The sequence below is a fragment of the Arthrobacter sp. zg-Y179 genome (assembly GCF_020907345.1).
Taxonomy (GTDB): Bacteria; Actinomycetota; Actinomycetes; order Actinomycetales; family Micrococcaceae; genus Arthrobacter_B; species Arthrobacter_B jinronghuae.
Genome location: NZ_JAJJOB010000004.1, coordinates 45,711 through 69,698, shown reverse-complemented (window position 1 = coordinate 69,698; position 23,988 = coordinate 45,711). Strand labels below are relative to the sequence as shown.

At 66.6% G+C, this 23,988-nt stretch carries 25 protein-coding genes and 1 tRNA gene; 18 read left to right on the top strand and 8 right to left on the bottom strand.

Annotation, left to right across the window (positions count from 1 at the left end; translation table 11 throughout):
• From crtI to LOC56_RS02425, 4 genes are read left to right on the top strand one after another with little or no spacing between them, the layout of a single operon-like run.
• Window positions 1–1,680 carry a phytoene desaturase family protein gene (crtI, locus tag LOC56_RS02440; protein ID WP_229950364.1) on the top strand — a complete coding sequence of 560 codons (1,680 nt, stop codon included), beginning with the start codon at window positions 1–3 and terminating at the stop codon, window positions 1,678–1,680.
• Window positions 1,680–2,060 carry a lycopene cyclase domain-containing protein gene (locus LOC56_RS02435; RefSeq protein WP_229950127.1) on the top strand — a complete coding sequence of 127 codons (381 nt, stop codon included), beginning with the start codon at window positions 1,680–1,682 and terminating at the stop codon, window positions 2,058–2,060. Before crtI ends, LOC56_RS02435 begins: the two co-directional genes overlap by 1 nt.
• Complete coding sequence (locus LOC56_RS02430; protein WP_331460894.1) at window positions 2,057–2,401, top strand: lycopene cyclase domain-containing protein; 345 nt, start codon at window positions 2,057–2,059, stop codon at window positions 2,399–2,401. Before LOC56_RS02435 ends, LOC56_RS02430 begins: the two co-directional genes overlap by 4 nt.
• A gap of 44 nt (window positions 2,402–2,445) precedes the next feature.
• Entirely contained in the window at window positions 2,446–3,294 is an 849-nt protein-coding gene (locus tag LOC56_RS02425) for a prenyltransferase (protein WP_229950361.1), read from the top strand.
• A 69-nt stretch (window positions 3,295–3,363) separates the two neighbouring features.
• Here LOC56_RS02425 and LOC56_RS02420 read toward each other — a convergent pair whose 3' ends face one another.
• Window positions 3,364–4,854, bottom strand: coding sequence for a catalase (locus LOC56_RS02420; RefSeq protein WP_229950125.1), 1,491 nt, complete (start codon window positions 4,852–4,854; stop codon window positions 3,364–3,366).
• Between the two features lie 52 nt (window positions 4,855–4,906).
• Window positions 4,907–5,356 (bottom strand): Fur family transcriptional regulator, encoded by a 450-nt coding sequence (locus LOC56_RS02415; RefSeq protein WP_229950122.1) that lies wholly within the window; start codon window positions 5,354–5,356, stop codon window positions 4,907–4,909.
• 160 nt (window positions 5,357–5,516) lie between these two features.
• On the opposite strand from LOC56_RS02415, the gene LOC56_RS02410 reads away from it, so the two are divergent.
• Both LOC56_RS02410 and LOC56_RS02405 read left to right on the top strand, forming a co-directional pair.
• Window positions 5,517–6,269 carry an alpha/beta fold hydrolase gene (locus LOC56_RS02410; protein ID WP_229950120.1) on the top strand — a complete coding sequence of 251 codons (753 nt, stop codon included), beginning with the start codon at window positions 5,517–5,519 and terminating at the stop codon, window positions 6,267–6,269.
• Window positions 6,270–6,361: 92 nt separating this feature from the next.
• The gene (locus LOC56_RS02405) at window positions 6,362–7,018 is read left to right on the top strand and encodes an esterase/lipase family protein (RefSeq protein ID WP_229950119.1); all 657 of its coding nucleotides are present in this window, start codon (window positions 6,362–6,364) and stop codon (window positions 7,016–7,018) included.
• A gap of 2 nt (window positions 7,019–7,020) precedes the next feature.
• Here LOC56_RS02405 and LOC56_RS02400 read toward each other — a convergent pair whose 3' ends face one another.
• Window positions 7,021–7,764, bottom strand: coding sequence for an MBL fold metallo-hydrolase (locus LOC56_RS02400; protein ID WP_229950118.1), 744 nt, complete (start codon window positions 7,762–7,764; stop codon window positions 7,021–7,023).
• A 120-nt stretch (window positions 7,765–7,884) separates the two neighbouring features.
• Here LOC56_RS02400 and LOC56_RS02395 point away from each other — a divergent pair, with 120 nt between their 5' ends.
• The 3 genes from LOC56_RS02395 (at window position 7,885) to LOC56_RS02385 (ending at window position 10,856) form a co-directional block, all read left to right on the top strand.
• Complete coding sequence (locus LOC56_RS02395) at window positions 7,885–9,156, top strand: MFS transporter (protein ID WP_229950117.1); 1,272 nt, start codon at window positions 7,885–7,887, stop codon at window positions 9,154–9,156.
• Between the two features lie 106 nt (window positions 9,157–9,262).
• Window positions 9,263–10,135: a zinc metalloprotease HtpX gene (gene htpX, locus LOC56_RS02390; protein WP_229950116.1), complete on the top strand. Its 873-nt coding sequence runs from the start codon at window positions 9,263–9,265 to the stop codon at window positions 10,133–10,135.
• Window positions 10,136–10,178: 43 nt separating this feature from the next.
• On the top strand, window positions 10,179–10,856 hold the full coding sequence (locus tag LOC56_RS02385) for a histidine phosphatase family protein (RefSeq protein ID WP_229950115.1): 678 nt from the start codon (window positions 10,179–10,181) through the stop codon (window positions 10,854–10,856).
• 89 nt (window positions 10,857–10,945) lie between these two features.
• Here LOC56_RS02385 and LOC56_RS02380 read toward each other — a convergent pair whose 3' ends face one another.
• Complete coding sequence (locus LOC56_RS02380; protein WP_227933012.1) at window positions 10,946–11,437, bottom strand: YajQ family cyclic di-GMP-binding protein; 492 nt, start codon at window positions 11,435–11,437, stop codon at window positions 10,946–10,948.
• A 134-nt stretch (window positions 11,438–11,571) separates the two neighbouring features.
• On the opposite strand from LOC56_RS02380, the gene LOC56_RS02375 reads away from it, so the two are divergent.
• The 6 genes from LOC56_RS02375 to amt all read left to right on the top strand — a co-directional run bounded on the left by LOC56_RS02375 (window position 11,572) and on the right by amt (window position 16,482).
• Window positions 11,572–11,916, top strand: a complete 345-nt coding sequence (locus tag LOC56_RS02375) for a hypothetical protein (RefSeq protein ID WP_229950113.1) — start codon at window positions 11,572–11,574, stop codon at window positions 11,914–11,916.
• A 162-nt stretch (window positions 11,917–12,078) separates the two neighbouring features.
• Window positions 12,079–12,160: transfer RNA gene (locus LOC56_RS02370), tRNA-Tyr, on the top strand.
• A 91-nt stretch (window positions 12,161–12,251) separates the two neighbouring features.
• Window positions 12,252–12,689 carry a MarR family winged helix-turn-helix transcriptional regulator gene (locus tag LOC56_RS02365; protein WP_229950111.1) on the top strand — a complete coding sequence of 146 codons (438 nt, stop codon included), beginning with the start codon at window positions 12,252–12,254 and terminating at the stop codon, window positions 12,687–12,689.
• Between the two features lie 62 nt (window positions 12,690–12,751).
• On the top strand, window positions 12,752–13,153 hold the full coding sequence (gene trxA / locus LOC56_RS02360; RefSeq protein ID WP_229950109.1) for a thioredoxin: 402 nt from the start codon (window positions 12,752–12,754) through the stop codon (window positions 13,151–13,153).
• Window positions 13,154–13,381: 228 nt separating this feature from the next.
• Window positions 13,382–14,602: a formaldehyde dehydrogenase, glutathione-independent gene (gene fdhA, locus LOC56_RS02355; protein WP_229950106.1), complete on the top strand. Its 1,221-nt coding sequence runs from the start codon at window positions 13,382–13,384 to the stop codon at window positions 14,600–14,602.
• 293 nt (window positions 14,603–14,895) lie between these two features.
• Window positions 14,896–16,482: an ammonium transporter gene (amt, locus tag LOC56_RS02350; protein WP_229950104.1), complete on the top strand. Its 1,587-nt coding sequence runs from the start codon at window positions 14,896–14,898 to the stop codon at window positions 16,480–16,482.
• 22 nt (window positions 16,483–16,504) lie between these two features.
• Here the strand turns inward: amt and LOC56_RS02345 are convergent, their stop codons facing one another.
• Window positions 16,505–16,795, bottom strand: a complete 291-nt coding sequence (locus LOC56_RS02345) for a putative quinol monooxygenase (protein ID WP_229950102.1) — start codon at window positions 16,793–16,795, stop codon at window positions 16,505–16,507.
• 80 nt (window positions 16,796–16,875) lie between these two features.
• On the opposite strand from LOC56_RS02345, the gene LOC56_RS02340 reads away from it, so the two are divergent.
• A complete protein-coding gene (locus LOC56_RS02340) occupies window positions 16,876–18,576 on the top strand; it encodes an AMP-binding protein (RefSeq protein ID WP_442860046.1) in 1,701 nt (566 codons plus the stop codon).
• Here LOC56_RS02340 and LOC56_RS02335 read toward each other — a convergent pair.
• Window positions 18,573–19,553, bottom strand: coding sequence for a DNA-3-methyladenine glycosylase family protein (locus LOC56_RS02335; RefSeq protein ID WP_229950098.1), 981 nt, complete (start codon window positions 19,551–19,553; stop codon window positions 18,573–18,575). The genes LOC56_RS02340 and LOC56_RS02335 overlap by 4 nt on opposite strands.
• 124 nt (window positions 19,554–19,677) lie before the next feature.
• Here LOC56_RS02335 and LOC56_RS02330 point away from each other — a divergent pair, with 124 nt between their 5' ends.
• Together LOC56_RS02330 and LOC56_RS02325 are read left to right on the top strand one after the other, a co-directional pair.
• Window positions 19,678–21,057, top strand: coding sequence for a cystathionine beta-synthase (locus LOC56_RS02330; RefSeq protein ID WP_229950096.1), 1,380 nt, complete (start codon window positions 19,678–19,680; stop codon window positions 21,055–21,057).
• A 70-nt stretch (window positions 21,058–21,127) separates the two neighbouring features.
• Window positions 21,128–22,273 carry a cystathionine gamma-synthase gene (locus LOC56_RS02325; RefSeq protein ID WP_229950094.1) on the top strand — a complete coding sequence of 382 codons (1,146 nt, stop codon included), beginning with the start codon at window positions 21,128–21,130 and terminating at the stop codon, window positions 22,271–22,273.
• Here the strand turns inward: LOC56_RS02325 and LOC56_RS02320 are convergent.
• Both LOC56_RS02320 and LOC56_RS02315 read right to left on the bottom strand, forming a co-directional pair.
• Entirely contained in the window at window positions 22,270–22,707 is a 438-nt protein-coding gene (locus LOC56_RS02320) for a hypothetical protein (RefSeq protein WP_229950092.1), read from the bottom strand. The two genes, LOC56_RS02325 and LOC56_RS02320, sit on opposite strands and share 4 nt — an antisense overlap.
• The gene (locus LOC56_RS02315; protein WP_229950090.1) at window positions 22,707–23,885 is read right to left on the bottom strand and encodes an amidohydrolase; all 1,179 of its coding nucleotides are present in this window, start codon (window positions 23,883–23,885) and stop codon (window positions 22,707–22,709) included. The genes LOC56_RS02320 and LOC56_RS02315 overlap by 1 nt, the downstream gene beginning before the upstream one ends.
• Between the last annotated feature and the right edge of the window lie 103 nt (window positions 23,886–23,988).

Genomic DNA, 23,988 nt, shown 5'->3' with positions numbered 1-23,988 from the left:
ATGCGTCCGCGCACCGCCGTCGTGATCGGCGGCGGAATTACCGGACTGGCCACCGCGGCACTGCTGTCGCGGGAAGGCCTGGAGGTCACGGTGCTGGAGAAGCAGCCGGAGACCGGGGGACGGGCCGGCAGCTGGGAGACCGGAGGCTTCCGCTTTGACACGGGGCCGTCCTGGTACCTCATGCCCGAGGTCTTCGACCACTTCTTTAGGCTGCTGGGCACCTCCGCTGCCGAGCAGCTGGAGCTGGTCCGGCTGGATCCGGGGTACCGGGTGCTCTTCGAGGACACCGCCGAACCTGTGGACGTGGCAGCCACCCGGGACGGCAACATCGCGTTGTTCGAGTCGCTGGAACCCGGTGCCGGAGCCCGGCTCGAGGAATACCTCGAGTCCGCCGAAGAGGTTTACGCGATGGCCAAGAAGCGCTTCCTGTATACAACGTTCGCCTCGTTCCTGCCGCTGCTGCGCCCTGATGTCCTGCGCAGCGGCCCCCGGCTCGCCAGGCTGCTGCTGGAACCGCTGAGCACCTTCGTTGCCCGGCGTTTCACGGATCCCCGGATCCGGCAGATCCTGGGCTACCCGGCCGTTTTCCTGGGCTCCTCGCCGTTCACCACGCCCAGCATGTACCACCTGATGAGCCGGCTGGATCTGGCCGACGGGGTGCTTTATCCCATGGGCGGCTTCCACCGGATAGTTTCGGTCATTTCCGACCTGGCGCGGGCCGAGGGCAGCCGGGTCATCACCGGTGCCGAGGTCACCCGGATCCGTACTTCCGCTCCGGCGGCCGCCAAAAGCGGACGGTCCCGCTTCCCCCGCCGCAAGCCCCGTGCCGTGGGCGTGGAGTACCGGGACGCCGCCGGCTCACTGGTGTCGCTGGATGCGGACCTGGTGGTTTCCGCAGCGGATCTGCACCACACGGAGACCGCCCTCCTGCCCCGGGCACTGCAGACCTATCCGGAGGAATACTGGGAGCACCGGGTCCCCGGTCCCGGCGGGCTGCTGCTGCATCTCGGCGTGCAGGGGCAGCTGCCGCAGCTGGAACACCACACCCTGCTGTTCACCCGGGACTGGGAAGCGAACTTCGAGAAGATCTTCGGCCAAAAGACCTCCGTGCCGGATCCGGCCTCCCTGTACGTGTGCCGTCCGAGCGCGACGGACCCCGATGCCGCGCCGGAAGGCCACGAAAACCTGTTCGTACTGGTGCCGGTGCCTTCGGATCCGTCGCTGGGAGCCGGAGGGATTGACGGTGCAGGGGATCCCCGGATAGAGAAGATGGCCGACGCCGTCATCGAGCAGATCTCGTCCTGGGCCGGCATTCCCGATCTGGCCGAGCGCATCATTATCCGCCGGACCGTGGGCCCGCAGGACTTTGCCGCCGACCTCAATTCCTGGCGGGGAACCCTGCTGGGACCGGCGCACATCCTGAAGCAAAGCGCGTTCTTCCGCGGAACGAACGCCAGCCGGAAGGTGGAGGGGCTGCTGTACGCCGGCGGGTCCACCCTGCCGGGCATCGGCCTGCCCATGTGCCTGATCAGCGCCGAGCTCGTGCTCAAGCGGCTGCGCGGGGAAACGGGCACCGAGGCCCTGCCGGAGCCCGCGCCGTGGGCGGCACAGGTGTCATCTAGCCAGCTGCCGGGAGCGGAGCCGACGGCGCCGCAGCCGTCGGCAGAGGCGGGAATGTAATGGGCGCCCTCTACCTGCTTTTCCTGCTGCTGTCGCTGGGCTGCATGGTGTTGCTGGACCACCGGTTCCGGCTGTTCTTCTTCGCCAACGCACGGCGGGCAGCCGTAGTGCTGGCGATCGGAGTGCTGTTCTTCACCGGCTGGGACCTGGCCGGCATCGGCTCCGACATCTTCTACCGCGGCGAGACCCCGTTTATGCTCGGCCTGACTTTGGCACCGCACCTGCCCGTGGAGGAGATCTTTTTCCTGGCCTTCCTTTGCTACCTGACCATGGTGGTTTTCGGTCTGGCGCGGCTGATTGCGGAACGGGCCGCGGAACGAACCGCGGAACGGGCCGGCACACACCCGGGCCGCAGGCCGGCGGAAAGGACGCGGCCGTGACCTACTGGACCCTCAATGCCTTCTTCCTCGTCCCCGCGGCGCTGATCTGCGCAACCGCGCTGCTGCGCCGGAACCGCCCGCGGTACTTTGCGGCTGCGGCGGCCGCCACCGCCGTCGTTTTGCTGGCCCTGACTGCAGTCTTCGACAACCTCATGATCCGCGTGGGCCTCTTCTGGTACAACGAGGACCGTATTTCCGGAGCCTTTGCCGGCGCCGCGCCGCTGGAGGATTTTGCCTACCCGCTGGCGGCCGTCCTGCTGCTGCCGGCGCTCTGGGTGCTGCTGCCCGGACGGGCCCCCGCCCCGGGAGGCGCCAAGCCGAACACTAAGGAAGCGCCGTGAGCACCGCCGCCACCGGAACCACCGGAACCAGGGGAACCCTGCGGATGCTGCTGGTGTCCTCGCGGCCGCTCTCCTGGGTGAACACCGCGTATCCGTTTGCCGCCGCGTATCTGCTCACCACCGGGCGGATCGACCTGACCTGGGTGATCGGGACCCTGTACTTCCTGGTTCCCTACAACCTGGCGATGTACGGCATCAATGACGTTTTCGACTACGAGTCGGACCTGCATAATCCGCGCAAGGGCGGAGTGGAAGGCGCCGTCCTGAACCGCGGCTTCCACCGCACCACGCTGTGGGCGGCGGTTCTCACCAACGTGCCGTTCCTCGCCGCCCTGGTCCTGCTCGGAAGCCCGCTGTCCTGGCTGGTGCTGGGCGTGAGCGTCTTTGCTGTGATCGCGTACAGCGCACCCGGACTGCGGTTCAAGGAACGCCCCTTCCTGGATTCGATGACGTCGAGCACCCACTTCGTCAGCCCTGCCGTGTACGGGCTGGTCCTGGCCGGTGCGGTGTTCACGCCGGGGCTTTGGGCCGTGCTGGGGGCGTTCTTCCTCTGGGGCATGGCGAGCCAGGCCTTCGGTGCGGTGCAGGACGTGGTGCCGGACCGCGAGGGCGGCATCGGATCCATTGCCACGGTGCTGGGGGCGCGGCCGGTGGTGGTGCTCGCCGCCGCTGCCTATCTGGCGGCCGGCCTGCTGATGCTGCTGACTCCCTGGCCGGCGATGCTGGGCGGGCTGCTGGCTCTGCCGTACATCCTCAACCTGGTTCCGTTCCTGCGGATCACGGACGCCGGGTCGGGCACTGCGAACGCCGGCTGGAAACGGTTCCTGAAGCTGAACTTCCTCACTGGTTTCCTGGTGACGCTGCTGATCATCTGGTACTGGCCTACCCGGTAAGAGGCAGGACATACAACAGCGGCCGGCCCCCGAAGGGACCGGCCGCTGCTGGTTTAGCGGGTGCTGGAATTACTCAGCAACGCCCACGAACTCGGCCTTTTCGTTGGCCGTGGTTTCGCCCTGTGCCAGGGAAAGGCGCAGCTTCTCGCCCAGGACCGCGTCAACGTTGGTCCAGTACTGGATCGCAGCTTCGCGGATGTGGGGACGCTTCACGCCGGAGATGGCACCGGTGATGGTTTCCAGGAAACGCTGCTTGGCGGCGTCGTCGAAAACCTCGCGGTACAGCGTGCCGGCCTGGCCGAAGTCGCTGTCCTCGGAGTGCAGGGTGGCAGCGGAACGCACCAGGGCGCCGTCGTTCTCCCAGCTTCCCGAACCGGCCAGCGCTGCGTCGGCCGCGGGGCCGCCCAGTGTGTTCGGAGCGTAGACCGGGGTCTCCGGGGAGTTGTAGGAGAAGCGCATGGCGCCGTCCTGCGAGTAGTTGTTAACCGGAGCCTTCGGCGCGTTGACCGGCAGCAGGTTGTAGTTGGCGCCGATGCGGTAACGCTGGGCGTCCGGGTAGGAGAAGATGCGGGCCATCAGCATCTTGTCCGGGCTGGCGTCGATGCCGGGAACCAGGTTCGCGGGGGACAGGGCAACCTGTTCGATCTGCGCGAAGAAGTTCTCCGGGTTGCGGTTCAGGGTGTGGGTACCCACCTTGATCAGCGGGTAGTCCGCGTGCGGCCAGACCTTGGTCAGGTCGAACGGGTTGAACCGGTACGTCTTGGCATCTTCGTACGGCATTACCTGCACGTGCAGGTCCCAGGACGGGAAGTTGCCGGCCTCGATGGCCTCGTACAGGTCGCGGCGGTAGTAGTCGGCGTCGGCGCCGGCAATCTTCTCGGCCTCGGCACCGGTGATTTCGTGGTTGCCCTGGTTGGACGTGAAGTGGTACTTCACCCAGAAGCGCTCGCCGGCGGCGTTGATCCACTGGTAGGTGTGCGAGCCGAAGCCGGGCATTTCACGCCACGAGGTCGGCAGGCCGCGGTCGCCCATCAGGTACGTGACCTGGTGTGCGGACTCGGGGGAGTTGGTCCAGAAGTCCCACTGCATGTCCGCATCGCGCAGACCGGAGCCCGGCAGGCGCTTCTGCGAGTGGATGAAGTCCGGGAACTTGATGCCGTCGCGGATGAAGAACACCGGAGTGTTGTTACCGACGATGTCGTAGTTGCCCTCGGTGGTGTAGAAGCGCAGCGCGAAACCGCGTACGTCGCGCCAGGTGTCGGGCGAACCCATTTCGCCGGCAACCGAGGAGAACCGCTGAACGGTTTCGGTGGTGGTGCCGGGCTGGAAAACAGCGGCACGCGTGTACTTGGAGACATCCTCGGTGACTACGAACTCACCGAATGCGCCGCCGCCCTTGGCGTGCACGATGCGCTCCGGAATACGCTCCCGGTTGAACTGCGCCAGCTTCTCGACCAGGTAACGGTCGTGAAGGGCAATGGCGCCGTCGGCGCCGGTGCTCAGCGAGTGTGCGTCGCTGGCAACCGGGGTGCCGGTCTGCGTGGTGGTGAAGTTGGACATACTGGTTCTTTCTCTGGTGCTGACAAAAGGGAGGAAAGGCTTTGGATGCGTGCTAGGAGGCTGCGGCGGCGCAGTCTGTGCAGATCCCGCGGTAGAGCACATCCGCAATCTGGATGGTCATGCCGTGTGTGTTTCCGGGGGTGAGACAGGGTGCGTGGCCGACGGCGCAGTCCACGTCCTCGATCCGCCCGCATCCGGTGCAGATCGCGTGATGGTGGTTGTCATTCACGCGGGTCTCATACCGGGCCGGAGAATCGGGGGTTTCGATCTTCCGCAGCAGGCCGGTTTCGGTGAGGTCCGCCAGGACCACATAGACGGACTGCAGGGAAATGTCCGGAAGTTCCTGACGCACGCTGGCCGCGACGTCGTCCGCTACCGAGTGCGGCGCGGTGTCAACAGCACGCAGCACGGCAAGGCGCTGCTTGGTGACGCGACGGCCGTGGGAGCGCAGCTCGTCGGACCACCTGGCGGTGGTTTCCTCTGCAGCTGCGTTTGTGGTCATGTCCAACATCCTAGCCTTATTTTGAATTATTCATAATAAGGATCGCCTTACCTGCCCCGGCGCCGGTACGCTGGCCTTGAAGCGTCTCGACAAGCGTCCCGACGGAACAGGAAGCAGAGGCACAGTGCCTGCAGCAGAAGCTCGAACTGGATTCCAGCGCGTGACGGTAGGGGACACACAGGTGGACATCCGCACCTACCGCCGCTTTGACGACGCCGGAACACCCGACTGGACCGAAACCCGCAGCGAGGTGGTCCTGGTGCACGGGATCGGTGCCTCGGAGCGGTACTACCGCCCGCTGATCTGGGAACTGGCGCGCACGTCCATCGTCCATACGCTCGAGCTGCCCGGTTTCGGTTCCACCCCGAAGCCGCGCAGGCAGCTGCAGATGGAAGACTTCGGACGCATCGCCGCAGAGGCGCTGGATGGCGCCGGCATCCGGGGCGCCCAGTGGGTGGGCCATTCCATGGGCTGCCAGGTGGTGGTGGAGATGGCGCTCGCCGACCCGGACGCGGCCTCGTCAGTGGTCCTGCTGGGGCCAACCATCAACGACGCCGAGCGCTCCGCCCCGCTGCAGGCCCTGCGGCTGATGCAGGACTGCCTGGGCGAACCTCCGGCCGTCAATTACATCCTGGTCACCGACTACCTGCGTGCCGGCCCCCGCTGGTATTTGTCCACGCTGCCCGTGATGATCCGCCACCGCCTCGAGGAGCGGATCAGCGAGGTAAAGCCACCGGTCCTGCTGGTGCGCGGCGGGAAGGACCCCGTGGTGCGCGCCGACTGGCTGGCCCGGCTGGCCCTTGCCCGTTCGGGCGCGGTGACGGCGGAAATCCCCGGCCAGCCGCACGTCATGATGTACACCCGCCCGAAGGAAACCGCCGAGCTGATGCGCACGGCGGCCGCCGTTCAGTGACGTCTCCACGCCCCGGTGTCCGTCCGCGCCGGCAGGGACGGATCTTCCGGTGGGCGCGCCAGGCGCGGGGCTGGGCCTCGGATTATCTATACGTGGCGTATTGGCAGGTGCACGGCTTCGTCTTCCGCCGGGACCCGGCGGCGTATCTGCATCCGGAAGGTGCGGTGCGGGCTCCGGTGGTGCTGATCCCCGGCGTCTACGAGAACTGGCAGTTCCTGCGCCCGCTGGCCGACTACCTCTATGAGCGGGGCCATCCGGTGCACACCGTGGCGCCGCTGGGCTACAACCGCGGCACCATAGAGGATATGGCGGCGCTGGTGGAACGCTACCTGGCGGAGGCGGACCTGCAGGGCGTCCTGGTGCTGGCACACAGCAAGGGCGGGCTGATCGGCAAGCACCTGATGACCCTGCCCGACGGCGGGGCGCGGGTGGAGCGGATGATCGCCGTCAACACGCCCTTCTCCGGCTCGGTCTATGCCAACCTGTTTCCGCTCGCGTCGATCCGCGCCTTCTCGCCCCGGGACCCGTTCCTGCAGAAGCTCCTGCGCAACGAGGATGTAAACGCCCGGATCACTTCGGTGTACAGCAGCTTTGATCCGCACATCCCGGCCGGGAGCCACCTGGCCGGGGCGCGGAACATCCAGCTGGAAACCATGGGGCATTTCCGGCCCATCGGGGATTCCCGGCTGCTGGAGGTCCTGGCGCAGGACCTGGACGACGCCGCATCCCGGGGCGGCGGACAGGACTAGGACTAGGACGCGCCGCGGGCCAGGGCCTGTTCCACGGCCGCCGCCGAGCCGTCCCGCCACGGCTCCCCGTGTCCGGTGAGCAGCACGGGAGCATCGGTCTCCGCCAGCAGTGAGAGGGAGGCGAGCGCCTGGGCGCTGTCCGCGGTGGCGGCACCCGAAACGATCTGCGGCCCCTTGGCGCCGGTGTAGGGATCGAGGGTGACCAGCGAGTCGCCGCTGATCAGGGCCCCGCGGTCCGGATAGTGCAGTGCCACGTGCCCGGCGGTATGCCCGGGCGTGTGCAGGATCCGCGGCCTGCCCGGCAGTGCGTCGCCGGATTTCGGGGTAAGGGTGTGCAGGTCGGTCACACCGCGGACGTTGAGTGCCCCGGCGAGGGTCATCGCGCCCAGGACGGGAACCGACTTGGGATAGCGCAGCGGATACAGGAACCGGTTGGTCTCGTGCCGGTAGCGGTAGGGGTGTGCGGCAATGTACCGGTCGGCGTCGTGCACCAGGATGGGTGTGCGGTACTCCTGCCGCAGCCGTGCGGCAGTGCCCACGTGGTCGAAATGCGCGTGTGTCAGCACCAGTGCCCGGACGTCGCCGGCACCGTAGCCCAACTCGTCCAGCGCGCCGGTAAGGTGCGGCCACATCCCCGGCAGGCCGGCGTCGATCACCGCCACGCCGTCGTCGTCCTCGACCAGGTAGACATTCACATGGGCATGCTCGATGCGGTGGATTCCTTCGGCAACGTTGCGGGTAAACACAGCGGTTACTCCTTCGGCAGGGTGCGGGGAAATCGGTTTCGTCCCATCCTAAGCATGCTTTCTATTAGGGTGCGCGTGTGGTGCGCCGGAACCGGCCCGGCAGGCCCCTAGACTGCTCAGGTGCCAAGACTGCTCGCTGACCTCACGCCCCTGCGCGAAAGCCCCGAATTCCGCCGGCTCTGGACGGGAACCGCGCTTTCCGCCGTCGGCACCCAGCTGACCCTCGTGGCGGTCAGCCTGGAGGTCTACGAGCTGACGAAGTCGAGCTTCAACGTCGGGCTGCTCGGACTGGTGGGCCTGGTGCCCCTGATCCTGGCCGGTCTGTACGGCGGATCGGTGGTGGACGCGTATGACCGGCGCAAGGTTGCACTGTTCTCGTCGGGCCTGCTCTGGCTCAGCACCATCGGGATAGCCGCCCAGGCCTGGGCCGGGGTCGGCAACGTCTGGCTGCTGTACTTCCTCGTGGCTGTCAATGCAGGCGCGGGCGGGCTGAACCAGCCGGCGCGCAGCGCCATCATCCCCCGCCTGGTCCGCCCCGAACTGCTGCCCGCCGCCAATGCGCTGAGCATGATGACCTTCGGCCTGGCCATGACTGCCGGACCCCTGCTGGCCGGAGTGCTGGTGGCCCGGGTGGGTTACGGCTGGACCTACACCATCGACGTCGTCACCTTCACCGCCGCCATGTGGGCGCTGTACCGGCTGGCACCCATGCCGCCGGTGGGCAAGGTGCAGAAGGCGGGGCTGGGCTCCGTGCTGGAAGGGTTCCGGTTCCTGGGCACCCGTCCCAATATCCGTATGACCTTCGTGGTGGACCTGTGCGCCATGGTGTTTGCCCAGCCCCGTGCGCTCCTCCCGGCCATCGGGGCGCTGATGCTCGGCGGCGGCGCCACCACCGTGGGGGTGCTGCTGGCAGCCACCGCCGTGGGCGCCTTCCTCGCCGGCCTGTTTTCCGGGCCGCTCGGGCTGGTGCGCCGGCAGGGCCTGGCGGTGCTCTGGTCCGTAGCGGCCTGGGGGTTGTCGGTGACGGCGTTCGGCGTCGTGGTGGTGCTGGCCGGATCCAACGACGGCGCGGTCCCCTCCCGGTGGCTTCTTCCCGCGGCGCTCGCGATGGCCTGTGCCGGGATAGCCGATTCCATCAGCGGTGTCTTCCGGTCCACGATCCTGCAGTCCGCCACCCCCGACGCCATGCGCGGCAGGCTGCAGGGTGTGTTCGTGGTGGTGGTGGCCGGCGGGCCGCGGCTGGGCGACCTGGTGGCGGGCGTGGATGCCTCCCTGGTTGGGGAGGGCTGGGCGGCGGTGCTGGGCGGACTGATCTGCCTGGCCCTGGTGGGGGTGCTGGCCCGCAGCCAGCCCCGGTTTGCACGGTACGACGCACAGCATCCCGAACCCTGAACCCTCGTCGGGGCAGGAACAGTCCGGCCCGGTTAAACGTTGAAGTATATGCATTTACCGGACGCTGCCAGGCCTGGAACGGCCTGCCTGAAAGGACTCTGTACCCGTGCACCGACATTTCAACGGCCTCAAGACGGCAGCCCTGTTCGGCGTGCTTTTCGCCGTGCTGCTGGGGATCGGGGCCCTGCTTTCAAGTGGAACCGGAAGCCCGGCGTTTATCTGGGTCTTCCTCTTTATCGGCCTTGCCACCACTGCGTACAGCTACTGGAACAGTGACAAGCTCGCCATCCGGGCAATGCGCGCCGTGCCCGTCACTGAGGCGCAGGCTCCGGAAATGTACCGGATTGTCCGTGAGCTTTCCCTGCAGGCCGGTGAGCCCATGCCCCGGCTCTACGTTTCGCCCACCATGGCGCCCAACGCCTTCGCCACCGGCCGCAACCCCCAGCACGCTGCGGTGTGCTGCACACAGGGCATCCTGGCGCTGCTGAACGAGCGTGAACTGCGCGGCGTGCTGGGCCATGAGCTGATGCACGTCTATAACCGGGACATCCTCACCTCCTCCGTGGCGGCTGCCATTGCAGGCGTCATCACCTCGCTGGGGCAGTTCCTCCTCTTCTTCGGGGGCGGGGACCGGCGCAATGCCAACCCGCTGGCCATGATTGCCATGGCCATCCTGGCGCCGATGGCGGCGTCACTGATCCAGATGGCTATCGGCAGGACCCGCGAGTACGACGCCGACGAAGACGGCGCGAAGCTCACCAACGATCCGCTGGCGCTCGCCTCGGCCCTGCGCAAGCTGGAGAGCGGAACGCAGCGCGCTCCGCTGCCGGCGAATGACCAGAAGCTGGCAAATACGTCCCACCTGATGATCGCCAACCCGTTCCGCGCGGGTGTGCGCGGCCTGCTGGCCACCCATCCGCCCATGGCCGACCGCATCCAGCGGCTGGAGCGCATGGCCGGCCGTACCCTGGGTGCCTGACGCAGTGCTGATCCGTCATCCGCTGACGAAGTAGGCTTCGAGCATGCGACTGATACTTGTCCGTCACGGTCAGACCCCCTCCAACGTGGAGCATTACCTCGACACCGCAGTCCCCGGACCGGGACTGACGGAGCTGGGGAGGGAACAGGCGGCGGCGCTGCCCGAAGCCCTCGGGCACGAACCCATCGACGGGATCTTTGCCTCCAACCTGGTCCGCACCCAGCTCACCGCCGAGCCCCTGGCAGCCGCCCTGGGCCTCCCGGTCCAGATCCGCGACGGGCTGCGGGAGGTCTTCGCCGGAGACCTGGAAATGCGCAATGACCGGGACGCGATCGTCACTTACCTGAAGACCATTTACCGCTGGGTCTCGGGTGACACAGCCGTCCGGATGCCCGGCGGCCCGGACGGAGCCGAGACACTGGGCCGCTTTGACGCCGTGGTCGAGGAGCTGGCCGCCGCGGGGTTGAAGTCCCCGGCGATCTTCAGCCACGGGGCGATCATCCGGGCCTGGGCCACTGCGCGGGCCGAGAATGTGGGAGCGGACTTTATCGTCGCTAACGCGCTGAGCAACACCGGCATTGCCGTGCTCGAAGCGGAAGAGCTGCCCGGCGGCAGCCTCGGTCCCTGGGAGCTGCTGACCTGGATGGGCGAACCCGTAGGCGGCGAGGAATTGGAGGACTACGGCGACGACGGCCCCGCAGCCGACGACGTCGCGCTCTAAGTCGTGCTGTAAGCCGCGGCGACCCTTAAAACACCGACGGCGCCGTCCCCGCTGCGGGGGAGGCGCCGTCGCAAGTGCCCTGCTGTGACCTAGCGGAAGTTGATGAACTGCAGGTCGACCTCGAGGTCCGCACCCTTGAGCAGGGCCATGGTGGCCTGCAGGTCATCGCGGGACTTGGAGCTGACCCGCAGCTCGTCGCCCTGGATCTGGGACTTGACGCCCTTGGGGCCTTCGTCGCGGATCAGCTTGTTGATCTTTTTGGCCTGGTCCTGGGCGATGCCCTCCTTCATGGAGGCCTCAATCCGGTATTCCTTGCCGGACGCGTACGGCTCGCCGGCATCCAGGGACTTCAGGGAGATGCCTCGCTTGACCAGCTTGGACTGCAGTACGTCGAGTACGGCCTTCACCCGGTCTTCCGAGTTGGCCTTCATCAGGATCTTCTCGCCGCTGAAGTCCACCTCCGCGCCGACGCCCTTGAAGTCGTAGCGCTGGACGATTTCCTTCTGCGCCTGGTTCAGCGCGTTGGCCACTTCCTGCTTATCGATCTTGCTGACGACGTCGAACGTGGACTCGCTGGCCATTTCGGGGCTCCTCTAAGTTGGTGACTTTTCCTGGTACTTAGCGTAGTAGGTCCGCGCCCCGATGGCGCCCCGCTCCCAGCCGGTACACAGCAAATGCCCGGCGTTGTCCCATCGGGGCGGGGAAGGGTGAGGGGGTGGAAAACAATCCCAGCGCCGCTTCCCGTCCATCAGTCCGCCGTCCCGCAGCTGTCCGGATCCGCACCGCGGCGGCCGGGTCCTTCCTGGCGGCAGCGTCAGCAGCGGGGCTTGGAGTCATCGGTGCGGCGCCGGCCCGGGCCGCGGTCTGCCCGGTGTCGTCTCCGGTATCGTCCGCCGTGGACAGTGCCGCACAGGCCGCCGGCGTCGACCGCGGACGCGAGGAGCGTCTGGCAGGGATCCGTACGGATCTGGGGAACGCCGTCGCCTGGGGATCGGTGAGCCAGGCGCAGGCCGACCGGTTCTATGCACAGCTCGAAGATCGAATCTCACGGGGACTGTAGGGCTCCGACAAGAGACCCGGGGGCGTTGCGCGCCCCGTCTGCAACGGCCGGAAACGGCCGGCAGGACTCCTGTTTGCGGCTCGATTCGTAACTTCGGAGAATCTTCGGTAAAGTTGTCTTGTCCGCAGCCGCTGCGGACAACGTCTTCGCTTGAAGACGCTCGGCAGATTACCCGAGCGGCCAAAGGGGGCTGACTGTAAATCAGCTGGCAACGCCTTCACTGGTTCGAATCCAGTATCTGCCACCGACAAACCCGTCCTCACCTTGGTGAGGGCGGGTTTTTCCGGTTTCCGGGGCCTTGCGCCCCAGCCCACTAGATATTAGGGTCCCTAAATATGAGTAGCGATTCCGCCCTGGACGAGCTCGCCGAGGAATTCCGCGAGTCCCTCCGGCTGGCACTGTACATTGCCCGCAACATGGACGCGGATACGGACTTCAGCGCCACGCAGGTCAGCATCATGAAGATGGCTGCCGGCGAGGGGATGCGGGTGAGCGAGATTGCGCGGAACCTCGGAGTGAAGGTCCCCAGCGCCACGGAGCAGATCATCCGCCTCGAGGGTGCGGGACTGTTGAAGCGCAGCCCGGATCCCCATGATTCGCGCGGTGTGCGGGTGACTCTCACCCCGCAGGGAGGGGAATCGCTTCAGGAAGCCAACGGCAGCAGGACGGCGCTGATGGCGGCCTTGCTGGAGCAGCTGAGCAACGAGGAGCGGAGCGCCCTGTCAGCGGCGCTGCCCGTCATCCGCCGGCTGACGAAACTTCCCCGGGCCTAGGGCGCTTCACCGGACAGCGAACAGCTAGAGACAATGCAGCCGGCCGCGGCTAGCGTTGGACCATGGCTACTATCGACATCACCGAAGCATCGTTCCCCGAGACCATCGAGGAAAATGACATAGTCTTCGTGGACTTCTGGGCGGACTGGTGCGGTCCCTGCAAGCAGTTTGCACCCGTGTACGAATCCGTTTCGCAGCAGCACGACGACATTACCTTTGCCAAGGTGGACACCGAGGCTGAACAGGGTCTGGCAGCTGCCGCCGGCATCACCTCCATCCCCACCCTCATGGCCTTCCGCGAGAAGGTGCTGGTGTTCTCCCAGCCCGGTGCCCTGAACGCCAGCCAGTTCAGCGAACTGGTGGAAGCAGTCAAGGGCCTGGATATGAAGGCCGTACACGAGCAGATTGCCGAGCAGGAGCGCGAGGCAGCAGCAGGCTCCAACGGACAGGCCAAGCAGGCTTAGCCCCACCCGCTCTTTCTTCAGGGAAGCATCCGCTCCAGGATGCTTCCCTGACTGCGTTAAGGGTGCCGTCCGTCCTGCGCGGATCCGATAACACCACCGTCTACCGCCGCCGCAGCGGCCGTTGTACGCTCGCTTCCACAAGGCGCACCGCCTGGGAAGCGCATGGGGAGCGCACGGGGGAGCGAGCAGCGCGGACGTCAACGACGACGAGACGACAGCGAGGAAGACATGAGTTCCAACCGAGGAATTGCCTATCTGGAACCGGGCGTAGTGGAAGTCCAGGACATCGACTACCCCAGCTTCGAACTGAAGGACGGGCCGGGCGTGAACCCGGCCAACATCGGGCGCAAGCTTCCGCACGGAGCGATCCTGAAGGTGGTGACCACCAACATCTGCGGATCGGACCAGCACATGGTCCGCGGGCGGACGACGGCGCCGCCCAACCTGATCCTGGGCCACGAAATTACCGGGGAAGTGGTGGAAACCGGATCCGACGTGGAGTTTATTAAGGTGGGGGACCTGGTCTCCGTGCCGTTCAATATTTCCTGCGGCCGCTGCCGCAACTGCAAGGAACGAAAAACCGGCATCTGCCTGAACGTAAACCCGGAACGTCCCGGCAGCGCCTACGGATACGTGGACATGGGTGGCTGGGTGGGCGGCCAGGCCGAATACGCGATGGTGCCCTATGCAGACTGGAACCTGCTGCGTTTCCCGGACAAGGACCAGGCCATGGAGAAGATCCTGGATCTCACCATGCTTTCGGATATCTTCCCCACCGGCTACCACGGCGCTGTCACCGCCGGGGTGGGGGTTGGCTCCACCGTCTATATCGCCGGAGCAGGACCAGTCGGGCTGGCGGCAGCCGTCTCCGCACAATTGCTGGGCGCTGCCGCCGTGATCGTGGGAGACCTGAACGAGGAGCGCCTGGCCCAGGCCCGGAGCTTCGGCTGCGAGACCGTGGACGTGTCGATGGGCGATCCGCGGGACCAGATCGAGATGATCCTCGGAGTGCCGGAAGTGGACTGCGGCGTCGACGCGGTGGGGTTCGAGGCCCGCGGGCACGGTGCAGGGTCAAGCAGCGAAGCGCCGGCCACGGTCCTGAATTCGCTGATGGACATCACCGCGGCAGGCGGTGCACTGGGCATCCCGGGCCTGTACGTCACCGGGGATCCGGGCGGCGTGGACGAGGCTGCACAGCAGGGCTCACTGAGCCTGAACCTGGGTGCGGGCTGGGCCAAGTCGCTGTCCTTCACCACCGGGCAGTGTCCGGTGATGAAGTACAACCGGCAGCTCATGATGGCGATCCTGCATGACAAGGTGCAGATCGCCAAGGCCGTCAGCGCCACTCCGATCAGCCTGGACCAGGCACCGGAGGCCTACCGCGAGTTCGATTCGGGCGTGGCGAAGAAGTACGTCATTGACCCCAACGGAATGCTGGGTTCACACTAGCGCGCCCTCTCGCCGGGTAAGCCGGCAGGACGGAGAACAGGCGAGCCGGCGGGACCGAAACCAATTCGGCCCCGCCGACTTCACTCTGTGCCCGCTCCCTTCTGGTGCCCTGCGGCCCGGCGGTAACCTCGACGTGTCCGGGGCGCCGGCGCCGGGTTTCCGGGCCCGCCACTCGAATGCCAACGGCTCCTCTACGGGGTTGGAAGCGGGGACCACATGTACGGCAGCAGCGGGACGATAAGCACCGAAAGAGCCGGTACCGGTACAGCAGCCTTATCCATGCGGGGCCCGGCATGAACGGGGCGGACACCGCATGGGTGTTGGTCTGCGCGGGGCTCGTGCTGTTTATGACACCGGGCCTGGCCCTCTTTTACGGCGGGATGGTGCCGGTACGCAACGTCCTGACCATGATGATGCAGAACATCATTCCGCTGGGGATCATTTCCCTGACCTGGGTCCTGGTGGGGTACACGCTGGCGTTCAGCAATAGGGGTAATTCCGTGGTGGGCGACTTCGACGCCTTCGCGCTGCTCGAGCTCGACACACCCCAGTTCCATTCGGTGGCCGCAGGTGTGACCATACCGACGCTCGCCTTCGTGGCCTACCAGATGATGTTCGCCGTAATTACGCCTGCGCTGCTGACGGGAGCGACGGCGGGCCGGCTCCGGTTCGGCGGATGGGTGGTGTTCCTGGCCGCATTTTCCATTCTGGTGTACCCGCAGGTGGCGCGCTGGCTCTGGCATCCCAAAGGATGGCTGTTCCAACTTGGTGCCCAGGATTGGGCCGGCGGCATGGTGGTCCATGCCTCTGCAGGTGCAGCAACGGTGGCGGTGCTGCTGGTGGTCGGCCGACGGCGCGGCTGGCCGAACCTTCGGACCTCACCGAACAACCTTCCACTGATGCTGGTGGGCGGCGGCATCCTTTGGTTCGGGTGGTTTGGCTTTAACGCGGGGGACGGGCTTCAGGCCAACGGCATTGCCGCGCAGGCCCTGATCAATACCCACGTGGCAGGGGCGGCCGCGATGCTCACCTGGCTGCTCGTGGAACGGATAGGCAACGGGCGCTGCACCCTGGTGGGTGCCGTCTCCGGCGCCGTGGCCGGACTGGCGACCATTACCCCCTGCGCCGGGTACGTGGGCACCGACGCAGCCCTCCTGATCGGACTGATTGCCGGCTGCCTGTGTGCGGTGGCTGTCCGGCTCAAGCATGTGCTGCGCTACGACGACGCCCTGGACGTGATCGCCGTCCATTTTGTGGGCGGCGTGCTGGGTTCGTTCCTGCTGGGTTTCTTCGCCGACAGCTCGGTAAACCCCGTCAGCGACGACGGCATTTTCTCCGGCGGCGGCGGAATGCTCCTGTGGCACCAGACGGTGGCCATAGTCTCCGTGGTGCTCTTTTCCTTTGTGCTGAGCTGGGTTGCGGCCGTCATCATTTCCCGCACCGTTGGGCTGAAAGAGGCCGGGCCCGACCAGGAGGACCAGGACCGCGTCCAACAGGGTGCCTCCGCATACTCCCTGAGCGGCATTAACGCCCGCCCCGCAACGGCTGGCCGGGCGGCCAGCGACGGCGCCGAAGCTACCCGGCGAGGCCGATCCAGCCGGCTGGTCAGCGCCGTGGTCAATACGGATCGGGTTGACGGCCTGCGGGACGCGTTGCTGATGGCCGGCGCACGGTCGCTGGAAATGTCCGACGCCGCGGCCTACACCGGAACCGTCAGAACCGAGGCTTTCCGCAGCGAAAAGCGGAGAATCGACTTTGAGGACCGGCTGCGGGTGCAGGCCGCGGTGGACGAAGAGCACGAGGAAGCAGTGGTTGCGGTCCTGAAGCGCTTCGGGGCGGAACCGGATTCAATTTACCGGCTCTCTGTCATCCCGTACTGAGTCATCCCGTACTGACGAACGGCTAGACCTGTTCCACCTTCAGCGGTTCGGCCAGCAGGGCGCTGAGGGATTCCTGCAGATCCTGGAGGGCGGCACCGCGTGCGTGGCGCTCCAGGTCCTCGCGGGAGGCCCACTGTTCCGCCAGCACGATTGCCGCCTCCGAGTCCTCAATGATTTCGTAGCGCAGGCAGCCCGGTTCCGTCCGTACCTGCTCAATGGCGATGTCCAGGGCCAGCTTCACCCGCGTATGTTCGCCGGCGTTCGGGACCATGGTGGCGCGGAGATTGATGGGGGTATTGGTTTCTTCAGTCATTCCCCCACCATAGGACTTTCTCAAAACCGCTGTCGGGGCGCGCCCGGCAAGATCAGGCGCTTTCTTCGCAGGGAAGCAAAATGTTGGTAGCGTTGCCGCCACGTGTCCCGCAGCCAAAGGAGTCTGCCTTGTCCTCATACGCCTCTTCCCCGTCGCAGATTCCCTTGTTGGTGGAAACCATCGGGGAGAATTTTGAGCGGACTGCCCGCCGCTTTCCCGATGCCACAGCGTTGATCGACGCCCCCACCGGCCGGTCCTGGACCTATGCCGAGCTGGACCGGCAGATCAACGACGTCGCGGCCGGCCTGATGGCACGCGGGATCCAAGCAGGGGACCGCGTGGGCATCTGGTCACCCAACTGTGCGGAATGGACCATTGCCCAGTACGCCACTGCTAAGGCCGGTGCCATCCTGGTAAACGTCAACCCGGCCTATCGGCAGGCGGAACTGGACTTCGTGGTGAAACAGAGTGGAATGCGGATGCTGCTCACCGCCCCGAGCGACCAGCGCAACGACTACGAGGCCATGGCCCGGAACGCCCTCGAAACCGGGGACGGCTTGGAGACGCTGGTATTCCTGTCCGGGGACGGTACCGACAGCTTCGCGGCGCTGGCGGCGGAGGGAAGGGACTCCGGCGCGCCGGGGGCGGCCGCCCTGGCGGAACGGATGGCCGGACTGCAGCCCGGGGATCCCATCAACATCCAGTACACCTCCGGAACCACCGGCTTTCCCAAGGGTGCAACGCTGACCCATTCGAACATCCTGAACAACGGCTACTTCATCGGCGAACTGCTGGGCTACACCGAGGCGGACCGGGTGGTGCTTCCGGTGCCGTTCTACCACTGCTTCGGGATGGTCATCGGTAACCTTGCAGCCCTTTCACACGGCGCCGCCACCATCATTCCGTCGCGGACCTTCGACGCCGGCCGTGCGCTCGCCGCCGTCGAAACGTACAGGGGCACGTCCCTGTACGGGGTGCCGACCATGTTCATCGCCGAACTGGGGCTGCCGGAGTTCGGCCGGTACGACCTTTCCTCGCTGCGGACCGGCGTGATGGCCGGTTCGCCCTGCCCGGAGGAGATCATGAAACGGGTGATCGGCGAGATGAACATGGCCGAAGTGGCTATTTGCTACGGGATGACCGAAACCTCGCCGGTGTCCACCATGACGCGGCGCGGGGACTCGCTGGTGCGCCGTACCCGCACCGTGGGGCGCACCATGCCCCATCTGGAAAGCCAGGTGGTGGATCCCGGAACAGGGAAGCAGGTGCCCTACGGTGAAATCGGTGAACTGTGCACCCGCGGCTACAGCGTGATGGCGGGGTACTGGAACCAGCCGGAGGCAACCGCCCAGGCCATCGACCCCGAAGGCTGGATGCATACCGGGGACCTGGCCCGGATGGACGAAGCGGGCTACGTCAGCGTGGAGGGACGCATCAAGGACATGGTCATCCGCGGCGGGGAGAACATCTATCCGCGGGAGATCGAGGAGTTCCTCTACACGCACCCTTCGATCTCCGATGTCCAGGTGATCGGCGTTCCGGACGAGCGGTACGGAGAGGAGCTCATGGCCTGCATCATTCCGGTCCCGGGTGCACCTGAACCGGATGCGGCGGCCATTGCAGAGTTCTGCCGTGACAGGCTGGCCTACTACAAGATTCCCCGGTACGTGCAGATCCGCGGCAGCTTCCCCATGACGGTCTCCGGCAAAATCCGCAAGGTGGCCATGCGCGAGGAAGCTGTCAGCGGGCTGGCAGCCAGCGGGGAGACCGCGGCCTCCTAGCGGCGGCGGTGGTCCATCGGGGCGAGCTTCGGTCCGTAGGTGGGCTTGCGGTAACCGCTGAGCATGATCATCCGTACCACCCGCTGGCGGTGTCCCTGCCAGGGTGCGAGCAGCTCCAGCATGCCGGCGTCGTCGGTCCGCTTCCCGGTGAGGGCCGCGCCCACATAGGCGGCCAGATGGTAGTCGCCAACGGAGACCGAATCCGGAGCACCGTGTGTCCGCTGGGTGATTTCCGCAGCGCTCCACACCCCGATTCCCGGCACCGAGCAGAGTTTGGCGGTCAGGTCCTCGCCGAGCGGTTCCTCAGCCAGCCGCTCCAGCCCCGAGGCGAGCGCACAGGCCCGCAGGATGGTGCTGGAACGGGAAAGGTCCACCCGTGCCTGGTGCCAGTCCCAGCTGGGGATCTTCCGCCAGGTTTCCGGGGCAGGGGCGGCTTTCATGCCCGACGGCGCCGGGCCGGGAGCGTCAACGCCGTAGCGGGTCACCAGGTAGCGCCATGCGTAGTAGGCCTCCAGTACGGTGACTTTCTGCTCCAGCACCACGGGGATCAGGCTGTCCATGATCCGGCCCGTGCTCGGCAGCCGCAGGGAGGGGTTTCGGCGCCGGGTTTCGGTGACTATCCGGGGCAGGGTGGCGAGGAACGCGTCGTCGTCAAAGCCGGACCAGTCGTCGTGTTCGCCCAGCAGGGCGGGTACCGAGTCCAGCGCGCACCGTGCGCCCGGTCCCCACGCCTGGGCGCGGACCCGTGCGCCGGGGGCGGGGACAGGTTCCTCCCGAAGGTTCAGGGTGGCCGGGCCCTCCGGGGTGAGGAAAGCCAGCCAGGCAACACCCGGACCGAGGCGGATGGTCGGATCCTGCTTACCGCGCACCAGGATGCGCAGCGAAGTCTGCAGGCAGTACGGGGCGGGGGACTCCCAGTAGCGCACCAGACCGGAGGGAGCCTGCTGCAGCGCTGGAACAGCGGCAGTGAAGGACATGCAACTATCGTTGCACGGAGCACCCCCGCTTCTGCCCGCACTCCTGGCCGCCCGGATGTGGCTTTTGCTACGCCGCGTTCCGTCCCCCATGCCACAGCGGGGACAAAGAAGTACCGTGGGTCACATGAAGTATGCCAATACCGTCCTGGACCTGATCGGCAACACTCCCTTGGTGAAGCTCCACCACGTGACCGAGGGCATCAGCGCCACCGTCCTGGTGAAGCTGGAGTACCTTAACCCGGGCGGATCCGTGAAGGACCGCATTGCCGTGAAGATGATCGACACGGCCGAGCGTGAGGGGAAGCTGCTGCCCGGCGGCACGGTGGTTGAGCCCACCAGCGGCAACACCGGCGTCGGGCTGGCGCTGGTGGCCCAGCAGAAGGGCTATAAGTGCATCTTCGTTACCCCGGACAAGGTGGGGGTGGAGAAGCGGGACGTACTGCGTGCGTACGGCGCCGAAGTGGTGGTCACCCCGACGGCGGTCGCTCCGGACAGCCCCGACTCGTACTACGGAGTCTCCGACCGGTTGGTGCGTGAGATCGACGGCGCGTATAAGCCGGACCAGTTCTCCAACCCGTCGGCCCCGGCCAGCCACTACGAATCCACGGGACCGGAAATCTGGGCAGATACAGACGGCCGGGTGACCCACTTCGTGGCAGGTGCCGGTACGGGCGGCACCATTACCGGCACCGGACGCTACCTGAAGGAAGTCTCCGCAGACCGTGCCGCCGGGCCGGTGCGCGTGATTGCCGCGGACCCGGACGGCTCCGTGTATTCCGGCGGTGCCGGGCGCCCCTATTTCGTGGAAGGCGTGGGGGAGGACATGTGGCCGGACAACTATGACCCGTCCGTGCCGGATGAGGTGATTGCCGTGAAGGACGCAGAGTCCTTCGCGATGACCCGCCGGCTGGCCCGGGAGGAAGGCCTGCTGGTAGGCGGATCCTCGGGCATGGCTGTGACGGCGGCACTTGAGGTGGCGCGCTCGCTGGGGCCCGACGACGTCGTCGTGGTCCTGCTGCCGGACAGCGGCCGCGGGTACATGGGCAAGATCTTCAACGACGACTGGATGCGCTCCTACGGTTTCCTGCAGGACGGCGGGGAGCAGGCCACCGTCCGCGACGTGTTGGCCACCAAGGACGGTTCGCTGCCTGAACTGGTCCACACCCATCCGAACGAAACCGTGCGGGACGTCATTGCCATCCTGAATGAATACGGGGTCTCTTACCTGCCTGTCCTCTCGCAGGAACCGCCGGTGGTCCTGGGCGAAGTCCTCGGCTCGGTGGATGAGCGCTCGCTGACGGAGAAGCTTTTCCGCGGCGAGGCCAAGCCTACGGATCGGATCAGCGAGCACATGGGGCCGCGTCCGGTCTTTGTCGGTACGGGGGACACCGTGGCCGCTGCCCGTTCGAAGCTGCAGGAGGACGACGCCGTCATGGTTACGTCCGATGGCACCGCCGTTGGCATGCTGACCCGGCACGACCTACTTTCGTACCTGAGCCTCTAACCCGGCGCACCTTCGCAGGTGAGTTGTTTTGTACCAACCTGCCGGCTCCGGCCGGCGCAAGGAGAACACCATGACCAGCTTCAGCACCCGCGCCATCCATGCGGGGCAGGAACCGGATCCCACCACCGGTGCAGTCATTCCGCCCCTGTACCAGAGCACCACCTACGCCCAGGACGGTATCGGCGGCCTGCGCAACGGCTATGAGTACGGCCGCGGCACCAACCCCACCCGCGATTCGCTGCAGCAGCAGCTCGCTGCCCTGGAGGGCGGAAAGCATGCCTTCTCCTTCAGCTCCGGGCTTGCCGCCGAGGATGCCCTGATCCGCGGGCTGCTTGCCCCCGGAGACCACATCGTCCTGGGCAACGATGCCTACGGCGGAACCTACCGCCTCATCAACAAGGTGCTGGGCAAGTGGGGGATTACCAATACGGCGGTGGATATGTCCGACGCCGCAGCTGTCGCGGCTGCCGTTGCGGCCGGGAACACGAAGCTGGTGTGGCTGGAAACGCCGTCGAACCCGATGATGAAAATCAGCGATATTGCCGCAACGGCGCAGGCAGCGCACGATGCCGGCGCTCTCCTGGTGGTCGACAACACCTTTGCGTCGCCGTACCTGCAGCAGCCGCTGGCCCTGGGCGCCGACGTCGTCGTGCACTCGACCACCAAGTACATCGGCGGGCACTCCGACGCCGTGGGCGGTGCCGTAATCCTGAACGACGACGCCATGGCGGAGGAGATCGGGTTCATTCAGTTTGCGGTCGGTGCGGTGTCCGCGCCGATGGAGGCGTGGCTGACCACCCGCGGGCTGAAGACCCTTGCGGTGCGGATGGACCGGCATTCCGCCAGCGCCATGACCGTGGCGAAGTGGCTCAAGGAACAGCCCGCCGTGGAACAGGTGTTGTATCCGGGGCTGGAAGAGCACCCGGGGCATGACCTGGCCAAGGCCCAGATGAAGGACTTCGGCGGCATGGTTTCGGTGTCCTTCAAGGGCGGCGAGGCTGCGGCCCGGAAGGTGGCGGAATCCACGCGGCTGTTCCTGCTGGCTGAGTCGCTGGGCGGGGTGGAGTCCCTGATGAACTACCCCTCGGAAATGACCCATGCCTCGGTCAAGGGCACCGAGCTGGCCGTACCGGAGAACCTCCTGCGGCTGTCGGTCGGCCTGGAGGACGTCGAGGACCTTATTGCGGACCTCGACCAGGCGCTGGGGCAGCTCTAGCCTCTGCGGCCCTTAGCTGCCCGCTTCTTCGGGTCGCGGAGCTGGAAATACCTGCTGCTCTGCGGCAGCCAGAGCAGCGCCGTGCAGGCCAGCAGCACCAGGCCTACGGCCACTAACACCGGGCCGCGGAAAAGCAGCGGGAACCCGGCAATCACACCGATGCTGCTGAGTGTTTCCCGGGCGCTGCGCTTACCGGCCCGCAGCCGCAGCACGCTGTACGCGCTCAGTGCAGCGAGCACCAGGGCAAGGGAACCCATCAGGGTCAGCGCAGCGCTGTCCTGATGCTGCGTCCGGGCCGAGACGATAAACGAAATACCCGCAACGGCGACCAGGACGGCCGCCACGAGCCAGGCGGCAGTCGCCGCCCGGATGATGCCGGGCGGGCGGGTGTGAGGCGGAGTGCGCGGCGCGGGGCTGCCGGAACCGAGTCCCATCAGCGGGGCGCCACGATCTGTTCGCGGGCGTCAAGGTCGTAGCGGTAGACCTCCCGGCCGCCGATCCACACCTTCAGCGCACGCTGCATCACGTCCAGCGGATTCCCGCTCCACAGGACAAGATCGGCGTTCTTGCCGGGTTCCAGGGAACCGAGCCGGTCCGCGAGGCCCAGCACCCGGGCGGGATTGATCGTCACGGCACGCAGCGCCTCGTCGGGGTCCAGCCCCTCCTTCACCGCCAGTGCGGCTTGGTAGATCAGGAAATTGATGGGGACCACCGGATGGTCGGTGATGATGGAGATCTCCACCCCGGCAGCGGCAAGCTTCCCCGGATTGGCCATGCTGCGGCCGCGCAGCTCCACCTTCGAGCGGGTGGTGAAGAGCGGCCCGATGAGCACCGGAACGCCGCGTGCGGCCAGGACATCGGCCAGCAGATGGGCCTCGGTGCCGTGGTCGAGCACCAGCTCGTAGCCGAACTCGTCCGCCAGCCGCAGGGCGGTGCCGATGTCGTCCGCCCGGTGGGCGTGCTGCCGCCAGGGGATTTCCCGCTTCAGCACCATGGCAAGGGCTTCAAGGTGCGGGTCGCGGGCGTTCGGGTCCGCCTTGCCCAGATAGTTCTGCGCATCCATAAAGGCCTGCCGGATCACCATCGCCGTACCCAAACGGGTGGAGGGGGTCTGCTTCTTGTCGCTGTAGATCCGCTTCGGGTTCTCGCCGAGCGCGGACTTCAGGCCGCTGGGTGCGCGCAGCACCATTTCCTCCAGGTAGCGCCCGTGCGTGTGCAGCGCCACTGCCTGCCCGCCGATCGGGTTGCCGGAACCGGGGTTGATGTTCGCCGTGGTCACGCCGCCGGCCAGGGCGTCGTCGAACCCTGTGTCAAAGGGGTTTACGGCGTCCAGGGCGCGGACGCCCGCCATCACCGGGTCCGTCATCTCGTTGGAATCGTTGCCGGCCCAGCCTTCACCCTCTTCATGCACGCCAAGGTGGGTATGCGCATCGACCAGCCCGGGCAGCAGCCACTGCCCTCCGGCGTCCAGCACCTCCGCGCCCTCGGGCACAACGACGTCGGGCCCCAGTTCCCGGATCCGTCCGTCCTCGACGACGACGGTGCCGTCGAAGGGCCTGCCGGTGACCGGAACCACACGGGCATTGGTGATGGCTTGAAGCGCGGGGGACATGGGGGACCTTTCGCCTACTTGATCTGCTCCGGCCAGCCTATCGCCTGCCTCCGGGCGGGGGAGGAGGAGCAGCCTGCCCGGTAGACTTGCGGGTGTCAAGATC